This window comes from Ancylobacter sp. 3268, from assembly GCF_031456575.1.
Lineage (GTDB): Bacteria > Pseudomonadota > Alphaproteobacteria > Rhizobiales > Xanthobacteraceae > Ancylobacter.
This window is the reverse complement of the sequence record NZ_JAVDUX010000035.1, coordinates 1-18341: the sequence shown is the minus strand read 5'-3', so window position 1 is coordinate 18341 and position 18341 is coordinate 1. Positions and strand designations below refer to the sequence as shown.

Below are 18341 nucleotides of genomic sequence, written 5' to 3'. Positions count from 1 at the left end.
CGAAAGGGCGCCCCCAGCCGATTAAAGGCGTTCATCGCCGCGATGGTGATCGTGAGATCCACAAGCTCCTTCGGCGCGAAGGCGGCGCTGGCTGCCGCGTAGGCTTCATCGGAGGCGTGCGTCTCGCTGACCAGCGTGACCTCCTCAGCCCAGGCGAGAGCGGCGCGGTACTGTTCAGAGAACAGATGGGGCACTTCATCCCAGACCGGAACCAGGACGACCTTTTCGAGAGGCATCGTCTTGAGCAGGTAGCGCGTATGCAGGTCGATGCAGTGCGCGCAACCATTGATCTGCGAGACCCGCAGGAAGACGAGGTGGATAAGCTCCTGGGGGAGATCGGTGCCCGTGGTGATGTAGTGATGGACGCCGTAGAGCGCTTTGGCCCCCTGCGGGGCCACCTCGTTCCAGGCAAGCCGCTTGTTCTCGCTCATATCTCGTCCTTGTGCTCGGAGCGCCGGAGATCGACGTTCGAAGTCATGACGAGCCGAGCGAACCCGATGTGACATGCCACGCTGCACTTCGACTCGAAGCAGCTCAGATTGCAGCCCAGTGCTTCTTCGTCCGCTCCCAATCAGGCTCAATGGCTTAATTGGGGACCGGCATGGGGTCGGAGACGGCCCCGATTGTGCCGTTGCGTTGATGAAAGCCCCGCGGCAATGACCGGGCGGGGCGTTTTGTTGACAGTCCGCTTTGATCGAAGCCAGGAACAAAGCGGACGGACGACAGGCGTAAAGGTTTGGCTACCGTGAAAGAGATTTTCGTAGTGACACATACCGAGGCCACCCATCACCTGGAGAAGAAGGTCGGGGGTTGGTACGACAGTGACTTAACTCACCGCGGCTTGCGACAGGCAGATGTCCTCGCCGAACACCTTGCAAACCTAATCGGTCCAAGCGAAGTCGAAATCTACAGTTCTGACCTGAGACGGGCGTCTCAGACTGCGGCTGCAATCGCCAAGCGTCTGGCTCAGACGACGCGGGAGACCTCAGCCTTGCGGGAAATCAGCTACGGGGTCGCAGGTGGCAAGCCCCAAGAATGGCTCGACTCACGTTATATTCCGGCACCGGATAATAATCGGCTCGATCATGATTGCGGCATTGAAGGCGCCGAAACACGACGCGACGTTGCAAAGCGGGTGTTTCCTTTTATCGATGAGATTGTCGGAGGTCGATGTGAGACACAGATCATCGTGACGCACGGTTTTACGCTTAGCATGGTCGTTGCTTCATGGATGAGAATCCCCATCGATGCGGCAGGTTTTGTGTCCTTCCCGGTTAAATCGGGAAGCATAACCCGACTTAGACAGGACGATTTTTTCCGTAACCGGTCTGTAATCTCCGTTGGGGACGTTAGTCATTTTTCCTGATCTGATTGGATCGTCCTGACACGTGGAGGCTGGCGTTGTTCCCCGCCTTCACGTTGATAAAGTTCGCCCAGGCTTCCATGAGTTTGCGCCGCCTCTCGAGAGCATCGCCGCGTCGATAGGCTCGCTCCACCTCATTGCCGAAGACATGCGCCAGCGCTGCTTCAGCGAGTTCGCGGGGGAAATTGGTCGCTTCTCCCGCCCAATCGCGGAAAGCCGATCTGAAGCCGTGCACCGTGACACCCTCACGGTCCATCCGGCGATGTAGCAACACAGCCATGGCCATGTTCGAGAATGGCCTTCCCGTCTTGTGGCCCGGAAAAACAAAGTCGCCGCTCGTCCGCAACGGTTCCACGGTGGTCAGAATCTCCAGGCACCGATTGGACAGTGGCACGCGGTGAATGCGGCCTGCCTTCATCCGGGCCGCCGGGATGGTCCAGACCTTGGCGGTCAGATCAATCTCCGGCCATGTTGCCCCGGTTACTTCGCCGGTTCTGCTGGCGGTCAGGATGGTGAACTCCAGCATCAGCGCCGCGACGGCCTCGCGCTTCCGCAACTCGGCGACGAATGCCGGCACATCGGTATAGGGCATTGCGGCATGATGCCCCCGCTGCACCTTCTGCCGGCGCGGTAACAGGGCGTCGAGCTGTCCCCGCCAGCGGGCGGGGTTGTCGCCTGAGCGGAGCCCCTTGGCCCGAGCGGCTTCAAGAACGCGTTCGATACGCCCGCGTAGCCGGGATGCCGTTTCCGGCGTCTTCTTCCATATGGGGTTGAGCACTTCCAGCACATGCTGGGTCGTGATCTTGTCGATAGGGCGAGGCCGGAGCTTCGCGGCCAGCGTTGTTAGCGAGTACTCCCATTGGTCTCGGTGCTTGGCGCTGCGGTAGCCTGTTTCGATGTCCTTCAGGAGAGCGTCGGCGAACTCCCCGAAGCTGACGCCGGTGGCTTCTTCCCTGTTTGCCTCCCGACGCGCGTCGATGGGGTTCCTGCCGGAGGCAAGCATCTTGCGCGCGTGGGCGGCGAGCTCGCGAGCTGTGCTGAGTGAAACCGATGAAAGGCCGCCCAGTCCCATTTCGCTAAGCTTTCCATTTCGGCGGAATAGGTAGACCCAACGCTTAGATCCATTGGCGTCAATCACCAGATAGAGGCCGCCGCCATCGGAATGCCGGCCGGGTTTGGAGATGGCGGCAACGCCCCGCGCAGTCAGCTTGTTCACCTGCCGCGCCATGCGACACCCCAACTTCACCCTAACTTTCACCCTAACTCGCGACAGTGCTTCGGGCAAACGTGAGAGGGCATCAGCGGAACAGAAGCGCCCCAATGTGTTGCTAGATACGGGTCTCTGCGGGCAGTAGAAAACACACCAGAACATCAGTTAGACGGACACTCTCTTCCGCCATTGCCCCACGCCAAAGAACACGGCGCGCATCCTGCCGGATGCGCGCCTTTCGGGTTTCGTGCCGGGCCGGTGCGGCCGAAGGCTACTCCCGCTTGTACAGCCGGCGGGCGAACTCGATCTCGGAGACGCCGTTCATGGCATCGGTGTTACCCTGCGCCGCCAGCGCCCGGAAGATGCGCTCGGCGGACTGGTAGTCGCGGATGTTGAAGTAGCTCCAGCCGCGCATCATCATCAGGTCCTGCTGTTCCGGCGAGATGCGGGCGCGCTCGTCGAGCGAGATGATCGCCTCGACATAGCGCTGGTCCCTGTAGAAATCGTAGGCGCGCTGGGCGAGCAGGTCGGCGGTCAGCTGCATGGCGCGGCGCGGCGACTGCGGCGCCTCGGTGGCGGCGACCTGCGCCTGGTTGGTCATGCCCTTGCGCATATAGGCCAGCGATTTGCCGTAGGCGGCCTCCTCGGCGATCCGGCCGCTGCCGGTGCGGATCGCCTCGTCGAAGGCGGTGACCGCCTCGATCGGCCGGTTGAGCTCCATCAGTCGCCAGCCGCGGGAGAGCGCGGCGGCACCGCCGCCGCCCTGGGTGCCGCCGCCGGAGGTGGTGCGGGACCGGTTCGCCGCAGCCGGCTGGTAGCCGGCCGATTGCGCATAGGCGCGCCGGACCGGGGCGGGCTGAGCCGTCTGCATCGGCGCGACCTGCGTCGTCTGGACCGGGACCGGCTGGAAAGGCTGCCCCGTCGCCTGCCCCGTTGCCTGGGCCGGGATCGGCTGGAATTGGGATGGCACCGGCTGGAAACCGGTCGTCTGCGGCTGCCCGGCGCCATAGGCGAGGCCCGCGGCCGGCGCGCCGGTATTCGCCGGCGGCGGGGTGACGCGCAGCGCCGCCGCGACCAGGGGATCGGTGGTGCGGTTGATCTGGCCCTGCAGGTTGCGGGCTTCGAGCTGGGCGCGAAGATTCGCATCGACCAGTGCGACGATGCGCTCCGAGCGGCCGCGCCAGCTCTGCACCAGCGCGTTCAGCCGCGCCGCATCGTTGAGCCGCCAATAGGTGAGGGCGAGGCCGTAGGAGGACGGCTCGTCATTGGGGTCCCAGGACAGCGCGGTCTGGAACCAGGCCTGCGCCACCACCAGTTGCCCGGTATTGTAGGCGTACCAGCCGAGTGCCTGCGCGCCGGGCACGTATTTGTCGTGCATCACCACTGGGCTGAAGCGCGTCAGCACCGTTTCGGAGAGCACCGGCGGCGGCGCGGCGGTGAGCAGGCTGATGACGACGTCGAGATAGGCCTTGCCGTTCTGCGGCGCGGCATCGCGCCATTGGAAGGCGATCGGCTCGGCCTCCAGCGCGCGGCCGAGCGAATTCAGCGCCAGCACGTAGCCTTCCGCCGCCTTGGCGCCGCCCTGGCGGTCGAGTGCCAGCTTGAACCAGTCGAGCGCGCGCGAGGCTTCGTCGTGGCGGAACAGATACCAGCCGAGCAACAGCGGATCGTCGGGCGTGTTGCCGGCGCGGGCAAGGGTCTCCAGGCGGGCGATGTCGTCGTTGGAGACGATGAATTCCGGATTTTCCGCCGCGCGACCCACCCGCCGGCGGATCAGCTCGTCGCGGATGGTGGTGAATTCCGGCTGGCCCTGGGCGTCCTTGCGTTCAAGCGCCAGCAACTGCTTCACCTGCTCGTCGTCGAGGAGCGGCAGCGCCTTCTGGATGGTAGCGAGGCGTTCGGCGGGGTCGTTGCAGTTGGTCAGCAGGTAGGTATAGGCGTCGAGGGACCGCTGCATCTGGTTGGTTTTGGCGAATGCCTCGCCGACCCGCCAGAGAATATCGACATTCGCGCAGGTGAGGAGGCCCGGCGTCTCCGTGGCCATGCGCAGCACCGTGCTCCATTGCTGGGCATCGGAGGCGTTGATCAGCCGGCGGCGGTTCTCGCTCTCGTCGAGGCGGGCGAGGAGCTCGGCTGGCGGCTGCCATGAGGGATCGGTGGCCTGGCGGGCGGCGATGGCGCTGCGCACGTCGGAAAGCTTGCCCTCGGCATAGAGCTTCCACATGCGCTCGAGATCGGGGTCGGACTGCGGGCCGAACAGGTCGGCCGGCGGCGACCAGTCGGGATAAAGCGCGCGCAGGCGGGCGATCTCGGCTTCGAGACGACGCGTGTCGCCCTGGGACGCGAAGTAGCGCAGCGCGCTCTCGTCGATGCCGGGGCGAGCGGTGCCGTCGGCCGTCGGCGTCCTGTCGGCGGCCGGTGCATTGCCGACCGGGAGCTCGATCTGCTGGGCGATGGCGGGGATGACGGCTCCCCCCAAGAGCAACAGCAGAGCGGCTCGCTTCAGAGACATCGCGGGTACTTCTCCACCAGCACGGCCCAACTCAGCAAAAACAGGGTCGACGGGTAGTAGAGCGTGGGTTCGAACCGTCGAAGGTCCCGTGGAATCGTGGTCCGGTCCAGTGCGCAGGCGAGCAGGGCGCCCAGCATGCGATAGCCCGGCTCGGTCAACTGGTTCACCACCCGGCCGGTCGGGATGTCGACGATGGCGGGAACCCCGCCATTTTCGGCCAGCCAGCTGCGCCGGAAGCTCTCCAGTATCTGCGAGTCCTCGATTCCTGCCCTCAACAGGTAAAGAAATATCCTTAACGAATTGTAACCAAACACGGGGGGAAAGCCCTCGGCGACGGTCACCGGCCCGCGTGCCGGAGCGGCGATCCAGTCCGGCGGCAATTGCGCCGGCCCGAGCCGCGCAATGGTGAGAAGATCGAGGCCGCTGACGCCGAGCCTGACCCAGTCGGTCTCCGGCGCCAGCTGGGCAAACACCGGAAAAGCTTCGAAAATCCAGTAGGATAGATTGAGGATAGGTCCGTCCTTGCGCTCCTCGGCCGAGAAGCCCTGGACGCCCGGCAGCAGCACCAGCCGGTCGCCGGACTTCACCACCAGCTTGGCACCGAGCGCGCGGGCGATCTTGCGGGCGGCGTCGGTATAGGCCGGGCTGCTCCAGCTGATACCGGCGCGGGCGAGGGCATAGGCGATTAATATATCGCCGTCGCTCGCGGCATTGACGTCGGTGACGTGCGGGGTCGCGTTGGGGTCCCAGCGCCAGGCGGCCAGGCCGTCGTCGCGAATCATCAGCTCGGTGCGGGTGAAGCTCCAGATGCGCTCGAAGCTGCTGCGGTCGCCGGCGAGGAAGGCCAGCAGCATGCCGTAGCCCTGGCCCTCGCTATGGCTGATGTCGCCATTGGCGGTGTCGACCACCCGCCCGTTCTCGGCGACGAAGCTGTTCCTATAGGCGTTCCACGCCTCGATCGGCACCGTATTGGCCATGGTCTGCGCCTTCAGCGGCGTGGCACCGCCGATCCCGAGGGCGAGAAGGGCGGCGAAGGCGACGAGGCCGGCCGTGAGGCGGACGATGAGCAGCCGCCTCATGAAGGTCGACCCAGCCGGCGCAGCATCAGGAAGGTGGTGATGCCGAGAACCAGCGATACGATCATCAGCATCAGCGCATAGGGCACGATGTTGGTCGACAGCCAATTGGCGCTGATCATGCGGATATTGGCGATGCTGAGCGGGGTGGTGACGATGAAGCGATGGCTGTTCACTTCGCGCCGCTCGACCTCCCCGGAGGCGGATTGCAAGGCCACCGCCTGGCCGCCAATGCGGTTCCAGGTCCTGTCGGAGACCAGCTGCGTCATGCCGCCCGCCAGTGTCTCGGAGGTGCGCCCGGTCACCAGGGTCCACACCGCCGCGTCGTTGGGGCTGTTGCCCTGCGCCATCAGCACCGAGGTGCGCGGCGGCGGCTCGTAGAGGGTGCGCTGCCCCTGGTTGATCCGCAGCGATTCGAAGCTGATGGAGAAGGTGCGCTTCAGCCATCCCTCGAAGCTGTCGGCGAGGGCGCGCAGTGCGCCGGTGTTCTGCACCGCATTGCGCCAGCGTTCATAGACCTCGGGCGTGTTGGTGTCGTCGGCGGTGCCCGCCGCCGTCGCCGCGCCGCCGGTACCGCCGCTCTGGCGGGCGCGGAAACGCTCCAGCACGCCGTCGTAATTATCGGCATTGTCCGTGCCCGCGGCGGCATCGTCGCCGGCCGAGACCACCCAGTTGGAGCGGGTGGATGCGGAGATGCCGACCTGGTCGAGCACGCTGGCCGGAATCTGGTCGATGTCGCCGATGAACAGGGCGTTGCGCTCGCCGAGCGTCGCCGCGGCCGGGGAGACGTCGAGCGGCAGCGGCCGGCCATGCGCGCGCGCCAGCCTGGCCAGCAGCGTTGCCGCGGTTGCCAGCGTCGTTGCGTTCTGCCGGGCCAGCACCACCGCCGTCGGGGGGCCGGCGAGGCCGTAGGGGAAGGCGTCGGCGGTAAGGGCGGCGAGATTGGGCACGGTGCCGATCCGCGCGAAATTCTCCATCGCGAACTCGGTGGAATCGAACAGCACGAAGCGGCTGTCGCCCGGCAGCGTCGCGCCGGGCAGGCAACGGGCGTCGGATTCGGTGTCGAGCACCACTTCCAGCCAGAGATGGTTGATGCCGGGCCGGAAATTGCGCAGCGGGATCTGCATGGGCTGGTGCTGCATCAGCCCGCCGCCGCGGGTGGTGATCGGCAGGTTGGAGGCGATCTGCTGGTTCACATAGACATCGACATGGCTGCCCGGCCGCACCGCGGCGGTGAAGGCGACGTCGAGCAGCAGGGTGGCGTTGCCGTAGAACTCGGCGAAGAAATCCGCCGGCAGGGCGATCTGGAACTCGACGCGCAGCCGCCGGCCGGAAAATTCCTGCGTGGTCACGCCGAGCTCGGCGAGCCGCACCGTGCGGGCGCCGTTGAAAAGCGGCGCATTGGGCGCGAAGCTGGTCGCGGTCTGGATGGCGTCGGTCTGATTGAGCACGAAGTCGTTGAGCCGGTCGATGGCGCGGTCGACATCGGCGGCCGTCGGGCCGGAGAGCACCAGCGTCGGGGTGCCCAGCCGGCTGTCCTCGACCAGGTTGGCGACCGGACGCTGGCGCGCCTCGGCCATCGGGTTGGCCATCAGCCGCGGCAGCTCGGCGGCCGAGCCGATCACGACGTTGAGCGTGCCGGTAGGGGCGGGACCGGCGGCCCCGTCGGCGATGGTCACTGCCGGATTGGGAAACAGCCCGCGCAAGGCGAGGCCCTGGATGGCGCGCAGCACCCGCGGCGAGCTGTTCTCCACCGATCCGGGGGTGATGACGCGGATATTGGTGGCGCCCCGCGCGTCGAAGCCGATGGCGGCGAGATCGTCGAGGCCGCCAAGGATCGTCGGCCGTCCGCCGGCATAGGCGATGCCGGTGCCCTCGTTATTGATCTCGGTCCACAGCTCGTAGCTGGCGGTGACCGCGCAATCGGTGCGGTGGCGCTGGGTCACCTCGATGCGGATGAGGTTGGCGCCGGCGCGGAGCGTGCCGCGCGGTATCGGCGCGGCGATCCGCGACGGCTCCTGCGAGGAAGAGATCGGCGTTTCGACGACGGCCTGGCCGTTGATGGTCACGCGGATGCGCGAGCTCTCCGGCATCACCACCACGGCGTTGAGGTAGCTGAGCAGGAAGGTGGCTTGGCGCGCCGCCTCCTCCTGCGTGGCATAGATCACGAAGGCGCGGGAGGCGACTTCGCCGGCGAACACCATGCGCTGCTGCGGGATGATGTAGCGGTCCGGTCGCGGCGGTGCCACCGGTTGCCGTGCCGCCGTCGTCGCGGCGGGGGCGGCCGGCTGGCCGGGGACCATCTGGAACGGGGCGGCTGCCGGTGCGCCGCCGCCCTCGGTTTGCGACGGCTGGGCGGCAGGGGCTTCCAGCGCGGGGGCCAGCGCGGCGGGAGCCTGTGCGAAAGGCGCCTGCGCCGCCGGGGGGCGAGGCTGCGCCACGGCGGAGGGTGTGCCCGGCGCTGCCGCACCCGGCGCGATCATCGGCACCGAGACCGGCGGCGGGGCGGAGCCGGGGGCGCGCGCCGCGCCGCCGAGCGGCGGCGTCATCTGGAACAGGCCGGTGCCTTGTCCGGCACCGCTGCCGGGCGATTGCTGGGCGGCCGCCGGATCGGCCGCCAGCGTGCCGAGCAACGCGGCGCCGAGGGCGAGCGTCCCGGCCAGGGCATGGAGGGAGCGGCGGGTCCGCATGGTCACGACTCCCGCTTGGCGGCGGCGAAGAGCGGGTTCCGGCGGCGTTCCCGCCAGAGCCTCTGCAGGTGGACGAGATAGGAGAGGCCGCGGCCGGTATGGTAGAGCGCCTGCCGGATGAAGCGCAGCGTGCCGAGCAGCACGCCGGGATTTTTCCGGCGCGATTCCTGGAATTTCCGCCACTCGTCGGCATTGGCGAAGATCAGGTCGGCGACCATGCGGTAATGCGTCGGCGTCTGCGGCTCGAACTGGCAGCCGAACACCACGCCGTCCTTGTCGTGCTCGATGTTGCGGATGGAGAGCGGCAGCGCGTCCGGGCCGATATCGGCATGCGGCGTGAAGCGCAGCTGCGCCTGCTGTCCGCGCTCGAAGTCCGGCCCCTCCGCCCCTTCGGCGAGGCGGATGCGGGCGCCGCCGGTGGAGCCGTCCTCCACCATGGCCGCATAGGCGATGCCGTCTATGGTGATCTCGCAGCGGCGTTGCAGGTTGACGCGGTGGGTGCGGCGGCGGTTGCGCCGTTCCGACACCACGCCGAGCGCGCAGCCGGCGATCAGGAGGTTGAGCACGTTCCAGCCGCCGACCACGATGATGACATCGGCGTTGAACGGCTCGGTGACTGCCCGGTAGATCGAGACCAGCAGCGCCGCGATCAGCACGGCGAAGATGATGAAGAACGGCCGGCCAATCTCCGAGACGCGGCTTTCGGCCATGTTCTCGCCCTTGGAGGTCACATTGAAGGTCGGTTTTCGCGGATTGGCGATCACCGAGAGGATGGCCGGCAACAGGTAGATCGACTGGATGTACTCGTAGATCTCCGAGATCCACGGCCAGCGGTACTTGCCATACAGATAGTTCTGCATCAGCAGGTTCACCAGCATGTAGGTGGAGGTGTAGGCGAGGAACTCGGCGCCGGAGGCGTTGAACACCTCCAGCGAGAAGAACAGGTAGAACAGCGGCGAAACCAGGAACATCAGCCGCGGATAGGGGAACAGCCAGAACAGCATGCTCGACATGTAGCAGAGCCGCTGCGGCAGGCTCAGCCCGCGCTTGAAGAAGGGCGCGTGGAAGATGAGGATCTGCATCATGCCCTGCGCCCAGCGCGAGCGCTGGCCGATGAAGCTGGCGAAGCTCTCCGGCTGCAGGCCGGCGATCAGCGGCTTCTCGACATAGATCGAGCGCCAGCCGCGCGCGTGCAGGCCGAGCGCGGTCTCGCAGTCCTCGGTGATGGTGACGCCCGAGAAGCCGTTGGTCTCCTTCAGCGCCGTGCGGCGCAGCACCGCCGCCGAGCCGCAGAAGAACGAGGCGTCCCATTTGTCGAGGCCGCGCTGGATGATGCCGTAGAACATCTCGTTCTCGGAGGGCATCACGTCGAAGGTGTCGAGGTTGCGCTCCAGAGGGTCGGGATTGATGAAGAAATGCGGGGTCTGGACGAGGAACAGGTCGTCGTCCTGGGCGAAATGGCCCACCGTCTCCTTCAGGAAGGTCCGGGCGGGGGCGTGGTCGGCGTCGAACACCACGACGAGGTCGCCGGTGGAGTGCTCGAGGCCGTTATTCATGTTGCCGGCCTTGGCGTGCTCGTTGCGCGCGCGGGTGAGGTAGCGCGCGCCGAGGCCTTCGCAGAGCGTGCTCAACTCGCGCCGGCGCTGCTGCGCCTCCAGCGCCTTGGCGGCATTGTCCTGGTTGCACTTCTGGTCGGTGCCGCCGTCGTCGAGCAGCCACACCGTCAGCTTGTCCGCCGGATAGTCCATTCCCTTCGCCGCCGCCACGGTGTTGGCGAGCAGCGCCGTGTCCTCATTATAGGTCGGGATGAAGACGTCGACGCTCGGCACGTTGGCGGGCAGCGGCGGCGTCGGGCGCGGCGGCACCGGCGAGGAAACCACGAACAGGCTGAGGAACAGCATGAACACGCTGTACATCTCGGCGATGTAGAGCATGAAGCCAGGAATGAAGTCCTCGATCTGGTTGATCGGCGGCAGCGTGCTGGTGGTGCGCCAATAGACATAGCGCAACACGATGGCGGTGCCGAGCGCCAGCGCGATCACCCGGAACACGCCGGTCGGCGGGCCGAAGGTCTTCAGGAGGATCATGGCGAGGACCACGATCGAACCGGCGATCAGATGCGCCTGCAGGCTGATCGGCAAGGTGATCAGAAATACCACCACCAGCGACGCGAGCATCCAAAGGATGGCGATCAAGGCCCTACGCATCGTCTCTCGTGCCTCGCTCAAATCCCGTGCCGCAGGGCGATGGAGATTGCTGTCTTAACGATGAGAGGTTGAGGAAGTCTATCCGTCCCGCCCCGGGAGCGCGCGGGTCGATTCCACCGAATCCGCTCACGGGTTAAAGTCAGCGTATCAGGTGATTCGGTGGCCTCCAGTGTTCCTAGGATGCGCCCGTAGGTGGTCGCGTGGACAGCGTCTCCAGCCCATGAAGGACCCATGAACGGACGGACCATGAACCGCGCTGCCTTCGGAACGATGGCCGCCTGCCTCGCGCTTCTGCTGGGAGCCTGCGCGTCGCCCTATCCGTCCTATTTCGAGCGCGGCGTGCGCGTGGCGGGGCAGACCGTCGAGGTCGATACCAGCGAGGCGCTGGTGCTGCCCGAGCCCGGGGCGGCGCCGCGGGTGCTCGCCGTGCTGCAGACGGCCTATTCCAACGCCATCGTGCAGGAAATCGCCCTAGAGACGAATTCCTCGGCGCGCGGCCAGAACGCCTTCTACGTCACCTTCTTCGGCCCGGTCGAACATGTGCGCGCCGGCAGCTATTCCCGCAGCGACGACTTCCTCGACGAGGAGGCGCTGGAGAAGGAGATGGAGGACCGGCTGCCCGGCGTGTCGATGCACACCTCCAATTATTTCGTGCAGAACCGCTATGGGCCCTTCAACTACGCGATGGGCCGCGGCGGTGCGGGCGAAATCTGCATGTATGCCTGGCAGCGCATCCAGTCGCGGGTGCCGGTCTATCGCTTCGTCGCGCGTGATCGCGGCGTGCTGTCGGTGCGGTTGCGGCTGTGCCAGAAGGGCGCCACCGAGCAGGACCTGCTGCGCGTCATGTATCGCTATTCGATCAACGGCTATTTCCTGCCGCGCGGCTGGCAGCCCTATGGCCGGCCGATGGGCGAGCCGGAAGGCATAGGCCTCGTCGGCGGCCCGCTCGCCTATCCGTCGGGCGTGAAGGGCGACGGCACGGTATTGGATGGCTGGATGGGGCCGGAGCCGGCGGCGGCGCCTGCGCGTCCGGCGCCGCGCCGCTATGGCAGCCGGGTGGAATCGCCCGAGCCGGTGGTCGAGCCGGGCTATGCCGATCCCACCACTGACGGCTACACCCCGGCGACCGGCTATCCGGTAGTGCCGAGCCCGGACATGTCGGCCCGGTCGGGCACGGCGCCGGCGCGCCCGGTGCCGGGCGGCGGCTCGAGCCCGTCTCCCGCCGCCGGCGGCGTGGCGCCCTCCCAGGGCTACACGCCGGCGCCGATGCCCTCCGCCAGCGGAACATCCGGCGGCACCGTCCGCCAGGTGCTGCCGGGCGCTCCCGGCTCTTCGGCGCCCGCCACCGGGCAGTAAGCGCGGCACGGGGCGCCACCGGCCCTTCCACCGCCGTACGCGATGGCTTAAACCCGCGCCGACATTGGTAGCGCGCGGGTTTCCATGATTCGTCTCGACAATATCGGCAAGCAGAACGGACGGCAGATCGTCTTCATCGAGGCATCCGCCACGCTGCTCAAGGGCGAGAAGATCGGCCTCGTCGGCCCCAATGGCGCCGGCAAGACCACGCTGTTCCGTCTGGTCACCGGCGAAGAGGCGCCCGACGAGGGGCAGGTGAGCGTCGATCGCGGCATCACCATCGGCTATTTCAGCCAGGACGTCGGCGAAGCCTCCGGCCGCTCGGTGCTCGCCGAGGTGATGGACGGCGCCGGCCCGGTGAGCGCGGTCGCCGCCGAGCTCGCCGAACTCGAAGCCGCCATGGGCGATCCCGACCGCATGGACGAGATGGACGCGATCATCGAGCGCTATGGCGAGGTGCAGGCGCGCTTCCAGGATCTCGACGGCTATTCGCTGGAGGGCCGCGCCGCCGAGGTGCTGGCCGGGCTCGGCTTCTCGCAGGAGATGATCGCCGGCGACGTCGGCGCGCTGTCGGGCGGCTGGAAGATGCGGGTGGCGCTGGCCCGCATCCTCTTGATGCGCCCGGACGTGATGCTGCTCGACGAGCCCTCGAACCATCTCGACATCGAGAGCCTGATCTGGCTGGAGAGCTTCCTCAAGGGCTATGACGGCGCCCTGATGATGACCTCGCACGACCGGGCCTTCATGAACCGGATCGTCAACAAGATCGTCGAGATCGACGCCGGCGCGCTCACCTCCTATTCCGGCGACTATGAGTTCTACGCCCAACAGCGGGCGCTGGCCGACAAGCAGCAGCAGGCGCAGTTCGAGCGCCAGCAGGCGATGCTGGCCAAGGAGATCGCCTTCATCGAGCGCTTCAAGGCGCGGGCCTCGCACGCCGCGCAGGTGCAGAGCCGGGTGAAGAAGCTCGACAAGATCGAGCGCGTCGAGCCGCCACGCCGGCGCCAGACGGTGGCGTTTGAGTTCGCCCCGGCGCCACGCTCGGGCGAGGATGTCGCCAGTCTCAAGAGCGTCCACAAGCGCTATGGCTCTAAGAGCATCTATGAGGGGCTCGATTTCTCCATCCGCCGCCGCGAGCGCTGGTGCGTGATGGGGGTGAACGGGGCGGGCAAGTCGACGCTGCTCAAGCTGGTCACCGGCACCGCCGAGCCGGATTCCGGCACGGTGAGCGTCGGCGGCAGCGTCAAGCTCGGCTATTTCGCCCAGCACGCGATGGAGCTGTTAGACGGCGAGCGCACGGTGTTCGAGGCGCTAGAGGATGCGTTCCCGCAGGCGGCCCAAGGCTCGCTACGTTCGCTCGCCGGCTGCTTCGGCTTCTCAGGCGACGATGTCGAGAAGAAGTGCCGGGTCTTGTCGGGCGGCGAGAAGGCACGTCTGGTGATGGCGAAGATGCTCTACGACCCGCCGAACTTCCTGGTGCTCGACGAGCCGACCAACCATCTCGACATCACGACCAAGGAAATGCTGATCGCGGCGCTGTCGAGCTATGAGGGCACGATGCTGTTCGTCTCGCATGACCGGCATTTCCTGGCGGCGCTGTCGAACCGGGTGCTGGAGCTCACTCCCGAGGGCGTGCACCAGTATGGCGGCGGCTACACCGAATATGTCGCGCGCACCGGCCAGGAGGCGCCGGGGCTGCGCGGGTGAGGGCGAAACGCTCGCTGTGGTCAATCTCCGCCCCTCCGCCCTCGCGCAGGGTCGCGTCGTGGATGGAAAAATCAGTGCGGCGGCCGATTGCGAGCAGACGGTATCGCGATGAAGATAGACGTCTTTTTCGTGTCTGCTGCCAGGTGCCATGAGTCCCGAAAGTCAGGAAAGCATTCATAGGCTGTGGGACGACCTGTCGGACGTCGAGGCCGGCCAGTGGATGCAGGCGACGTCACATCTGATGGCGGCCCTCGCCGGCATGACGCAGGCCTGGAACGCCACCTGGGCCGGCGCGATCCGTGTCGATGCCGGTGAGGGTGAGGATCCGTTGCAGGGCTGGCGCGTAGGGGCGATGCAGGCACTGCGGCCGGTTGCGCCGCATCCGGACGAGGGGCATTTCAAGGAAATCCTGAAGATCTGGGACCGGCGGGAGATCGACCTCTCCTTCCTGTTGCCGCTCAAGGATGTCGGCAGCTTCCGAACCTATTCCCTCCGCCAGGGGCTGCCGCCGGAATGGTTCGACACGCCGTTTTTCCATCGTCACTACGGGTCGGTGGGCACGCAGGATGCCGTCTTCATCGCCTTCCCGCTCAATCGGGACTGCGAATCGCATTTCGGCTTCTATTCCGCACGAAGATTTTCCGAGGCGGAGATCGCGCTGCTCGCTTATGCGCTGCGGGGCATCAAGTGGTTCCATCACCACCTTATGCTGGGCAACGGCCTATTGATGGCGTCCGCGCCGCTGACACCGACCGAGCGCCGGGTGCTGCAATTGCTCCTCACCAAGGCGTCGGAAAAGGAGATCGCTCGCCAGATCGACGCCGCCCCTTCGACGACGCACCAGCATGTCACTCGGATTTTCCGCAAGTTCGGCGTGCGCAGCCGCGCCGAACTGATGAGCCTCTGGCTGAAGCGGGGCGGGTGAGGTCGCCCTCCGGCTCCGCCCTATCCTCTATTTAGAGGACATGAGTGACGATTTTACCCCAGCTATCCTTGCCCTACGGAGCTGAGGCTCGATGTGAGCCTGCTCCATTGCTCAAGTGCCTGGCGGCAGAGGGGGGAGCGTGGCGGGATTTGAAAGTCGGCTATTCGGCGGCACTTACAGCGCCGGGGTTTTCACCCCTGATGGAGGGTCGTCGCCAGGCGGTGCGACCTTTGTGGTGGCAGATGGCACCTACACCATTGGCAACACCGTCCCCGTCATGCGCTACAATAACGGCGTCTACAGCTTCACCGACAATTATTACCAGCTGGTCGGCACCGCTTCCAATGGCTGGGTCGCTGTAAGGTTCGGCAGCTACTATTATTTTGCCACCGGTCCCAACCCGCTCAGCCCGGTGGAAATCAACACGACGGCCGCCTTCGTCGTCTGTTTCCTCGAAGGTACGCTGATCGCGACGCCGGGTGGCGAGCGGCCGGTGGAGCGCCTCGCCATCGGCGACCTCGTGCTCACCGCCTCCGGCCAGACGCGGCCGGTACGCTGGATCGGCCGGCAAAGCGTCATGGCCATGTTCGCCGATCCGCTGACCTCCTACCCCGTCCGCATCGCCGCCGGCGCACTGGACGAAAATCTGCCGATCCGCGATCTTTACGTGTCCACCGACCATGCGCTGATGCTTGATGGCCTGTTGGTGCAGGCCGGCGCGCTTGTCAACGGCACCACCATCACCCGCGTCGAGCAGCCGGCCCCGCGCTTCACCTATTTCCACATCGAGCTGGAAGACCACGCGCTCATCCTTGCCGAGGGGGCGCTGGCGGAAACCTTCGTCGACAATGTCAGCCGTCGCCGCTTCGACAATTACGCGGAATACGAGGCGCTTTACGGTACCCGGCCGACGGGGCTGGGCGAGATCGACCGGCCGCGAGTGAAGTCCGCGCGCCAGTTGCCGACGGCGATCCGCGATCGCCTTGCCGCGCGGGCGGATATGCACGGTAGCGCCGATCGAGCCGATCTCATCGAGGCGGCCTGATTCCCCGGCCGCCTCGATATGAAAAGGCCCACCGCTTTGCAGCGGCGGGCCTTGCCGATCATGGGGCCGACGAAAGGTCCGCCCGTCCTGCCGAGCCGCCGGCCGCCGGCTTCCGCGACGCCGCTTTGAACTCGGCACTCTTGCGGCGCGCCACAGCCCTCTCAGGCCCGGCCGGCGCTCCCGTTTCTCACTTCGCCACCGGACGCGGCGCCGGCTGCGGGCTGCCCGGCTTGCGGTCCACCATCCCCTTGTCGATGGTGACGAGGCGCAGCACGTTGGTGGTGCCCGGCGTGGCGAACGGCACGCCGGCGGTGATGGCGATGCGGTCGCCTTCGCCGGCGAAGCCGTAGTCGATGGCGATCTGCGTCGCCTTGGTGGCCATCTCGGCGAAGGTGTGGATCTCCTCCGGCGCGTGGACCACGTGCACGCCGTAGCTGAGTACCAGCTGGCGGGCGGTGGCGAGCTTGGAGGCGATGCCGAGCACCGGCTGCTTCGGGCGCTCGCGCGCAGCGTGCAGCGTGGTGGTGCCCGAGAGCGTGTAGGTGACGATGGCGGCGGCGTTCACCGCATTGGCGGCGCCATAGGCGGCCTGCGTCACCGCGTCGGCGACGCTGGTGCCTTCCTCCGGCCGCTGCGAATCGATGATCTTGCGGTAGCCGGGGTCGCGCTCCACGTTCTTGATGATCTGGTCCATCATCGCCACCGCCTCGACCGGGTACTGGCCGGCGGCGCTCTCGGCCGAGAGCATCACCGCGTCGGCGCCGTCATAGACCGCGGTGGCGACATCGGAGACCTCGGCGCGGGTCGGCACCGGGGCGTTGATCATCGATTCCAGCATCTGGGTGGCGACGATCACCGGGCGGCCGAAGCGGCGGGATTCGCGGATGATGCTCTTCTGCAGCGCCGGGATTTCGGGCAGCGACAGCTCCACGCCGAGATCGCCGCGCGCCACCATGATGCTGTCCGAGAGCTCGGTGAGGCGGGTAAGGTGCTCGATCGCCGCCGGCTTCTCCAGCTTGAGGTTGATGCGGGCGCGGTCCTGGATCAGCTCGCGCGCCTCGATCACGTCCTCCGGCCGCTGCACGAAAGACAGGGCGATCCATTCGACGCCGAGGTCGAGGGCGAAGAACAGGTCGGCGCGGTCCTTATCGGTCAGCGGCGATACCGGCAGCAGCACGTCGGGGACGTTGAAGCCCTTGTTGTTGGAGAGCCGGCTGCCGGCGATCACCTCCGCCTCGATGAAGCCGGCGCCCTTGTGCACCACCTTCACCCGCACCTTGCCGTCGTCGAGCAGCACGGTGGAGCCGACATGCAGCGCCTCGATGATTTCCGGATGCGGGATCGGCACCCGCTTGTCGTCGCCCGGCGTCGGGTCGGTGTCGAAGCGGATCGAGGTGCCGGCCACCAGGGTGATGGCGTTGTCCTGGAACCGCCCGACGCGGAGCTTGGGCCCCTGCAGGTCGGCAAGCACGCCGATTGGCCGCTTCACCTCGCGTTCGAGATCGCGGACGATGCCGAGCACGCGGCCGTGATCGGCCTGGGTTCCGTGGCTGAAGTTCAGCCGGAACACGTCCACGCCGGCCTCGTACAGGGCCTTGATCTTCTCCGCGCTCGACGAGGCCGGGCCGAGGGTCGCCACGATCTTCGTCGCGCGTTCCCGCCTGCTGTACATGGATTCCTCCGTTTAAACACTTGTTCCGGCGCCAGAAGCCGGGGGCTCTTCATATGTACCAAAAGCCGGAACCTGTCTTGTCTTGCTTTTATTGCAGCGCAGCGTGTCGTTTGCGCGACGCGGTAGAGGCTGTGCTGCGGGATTGACCTATCGTCAGGCGATTTCCTCGACGGGAAACCACGGAATCTCCTTGCTGGCATTCGTAATTCTGTATACCAATGCAGGGGCCAACTCTCGCCCCGCGAACCGGGGTGATGGCGTGGTGCCCGGTGTGGGCGACGCGGAACCGGCCTGCGGGTGCGGTGTCGCGTCGCAGCCGGGTGCGGCCCCGGAGGCGGTGAGATTTTCGAAGGTCCGGGCCGGACGGTCGACGCCAACGACCGCGCAACGGCCGGCTTTCGCGCCTTGTGTTGCCGGCCGTTGCGCGGGTCGTTCCGCGCCGGATGGCAGAAGACCAACAAACGACCTTCGGGGAGGAAGGCGCATGCGCATATCGGTATTTTGCGAGCCTGGGTTTGAGCCGCGGGTTTCGGCGTCGGTTGAGACGTTGAAGCGGCTTGCCGGTCTTGGCGGGGAGG

Annotated in this window: 12 protein-coding genes; 5 read left to right on the top strand and 7 right to left on the bottom strand. The window is 66.6% G+C overall.

Annotated features, from left to right (window positions below):
• Positions 1–431, bottom strand: a 431-nt coding sequence (locus tag J2X65_RS26290; protein ID WP_310208274.1) for a carboxymuconolactone decarboxylase family protein, incomplete at its 3' end; no start/stop codon positions are given.
• Positions 432–745: 314 nt separating this feature from the next.
• On the opposite strand from J2X65_RS26290, the gene J2X65_RS26285 reads away from it, so the two are divergent.
• A complete protein-coding gene (locus tag J2X65_RS26285) occupies positions 746–1366 on the top strand; it encodes a histidine phosphatase family protein (RefSeq protein WP_310208271.1) in 621 nt (206 codons plus the stop codon).
• Here the strand turns inward: J2X65_RS26285 and J2X65_RS26280 are convergent.
• The 5 genes from J2X65_RS26280 to bcsA all read right to left on the bottom strand — a co-directional run bounded on the left by J2X65_RS26280 (position 1350) and on the right by bcsA (position 11058).
• On the bottom strand, positions 1350–2579 hold the full coding sequence (locus J2X65_RS26280; protein WP_310208268.1) for a phage integrase central domain-containing protein: 1230 nt from the start codon (positions 2577–2579) through the stop codon (positions 1350–1352). The genes J2X65_RS26285 and J2X65_RS26280 overlap by 17 nt on opposite strands.
• 265 nt (positions 2580–2844) lie before the next feature.
• The gene (locus J2X65_RS26275; RefSeq protein WP_310208265.1) at positions 2845–5085 is read right to left on the bottom strand and encodes a DUF1720 domain-containing protein; all 2241 of its coding nucleotides are present in this window, start codon (positions 5083–5085) and stop codon (positions 2845–2847) included.
• Positions 5076–6164 (bottom strand): glycosyl hydrolase family 8, encoded by a 1089-nt coding sequence (locus tag J2X65_RS26270; RefSeq protein WP_310208262.1) that lies wholly within the window; start codon positions 6162–6164, stop codon positions 5076–5078. Before J2X65_RS26270 ends, J2X65_RS26275 begins: the two co-directional genes overlap by 10 nt.
• Positions 6161–8851: a cellulose biosynthesis cyclic di-GMP-binding regulatory protein BcsB gene (locus J2X65_RS26265; protein WP_310208259.1), complete on the bottom strand. Its 2691-nt coding sequence runs from the start codon at positions 8849–8851 to the stop codon at positions 6161–6163. Before J2X65_RS26265 ends, J2X65_RS26270 begins: the two co-directional genes overlap by 4 nt.
• A gap of 2 nt (positions 8852–8853) precedes the next feature.
• Positions 8854–11058, bottom strand: a complete 2205-nt coding sequence (bcsA, locus tag J2X65_RS26260) for a UDP-forming cellulose synthase catalytic subunit (protein WP_310208256.1) — start codon at positions 11056–11058, stop codon at positions 8854–8856.
• 231 nt (positions 11059–11289) lie between these two features.
• On the opposite strand from bcsA, the gene bcsN reads away from it, so the two are divergent.
• The 4 genes from bcsN to J2X65_RS26240 all read left to right on the top strand — a co-directional run bounded on the left by bcsN (position 11290) and on the right by J2X65_RS26240 (position 16091).
• Positions 11290–12414, top strand: a complete 1125-nt coding sequence (gene bcsN, locus J2X65_RS26255; RefSeq protein ID WP_310208254.1) for a cellulose biosynthesis protein BcsN — start codon at positions 11290–11292, stop codon at positions 12412–12414.
• 84 nt (positions 12415–12498) lie between these two features.
• Positions 12499–14121, top strand: a complete 1623-nt coding sequence (locus J2X65_RS26250) for an ABC-F family ATP-binding cassette domain-containing protein (protein ID WP_310208251.1) — start codon at positions 12499–12501, stop codon at positions 14119–14121.
• Between the two features lie 148 nt (positions 14122–14269).
• Positions 14270–15046, top strand: a complete 777-nt coding sequence (locus J2X65_RS26245) for a helix-turn-helix transcriptional regulator (RefSeq protein ID WP_310208248.1) — start codon at positions 14270–14272, stop codon at positions 15044–15046.
• Between the two features lie 235 nt (positions 15047–15281).
• Complete coding sequence (locus J2X65_RS26240; RefSeq protein WP_310208245.1) at positions 15282–16091, top strand: Hint domain-containing protein; 810 nt, start codon at positions 15282–15284, stop codon at positions 16089–16091.
• 187 nt (positions 16092–16278) lie between these two features.
• Here J2X65_RS26240 and pyk read toward each other — a convergent pair whose 3' ends face one another.
• Positions 16279–17763 carry a pyruvate kinase gene (gene pyk, locus J2X65_RS26235; protein WP_310208242.1) on the bottom strand — a complete coding sequence of 495 codons (1485 nt, stop codon included), beginning with the start codon at positions 17761–17763 and terminating at the stop codon, positions 16279–16281.
• Positions 17764–18341: the final 578 nt, after the last annotated feature.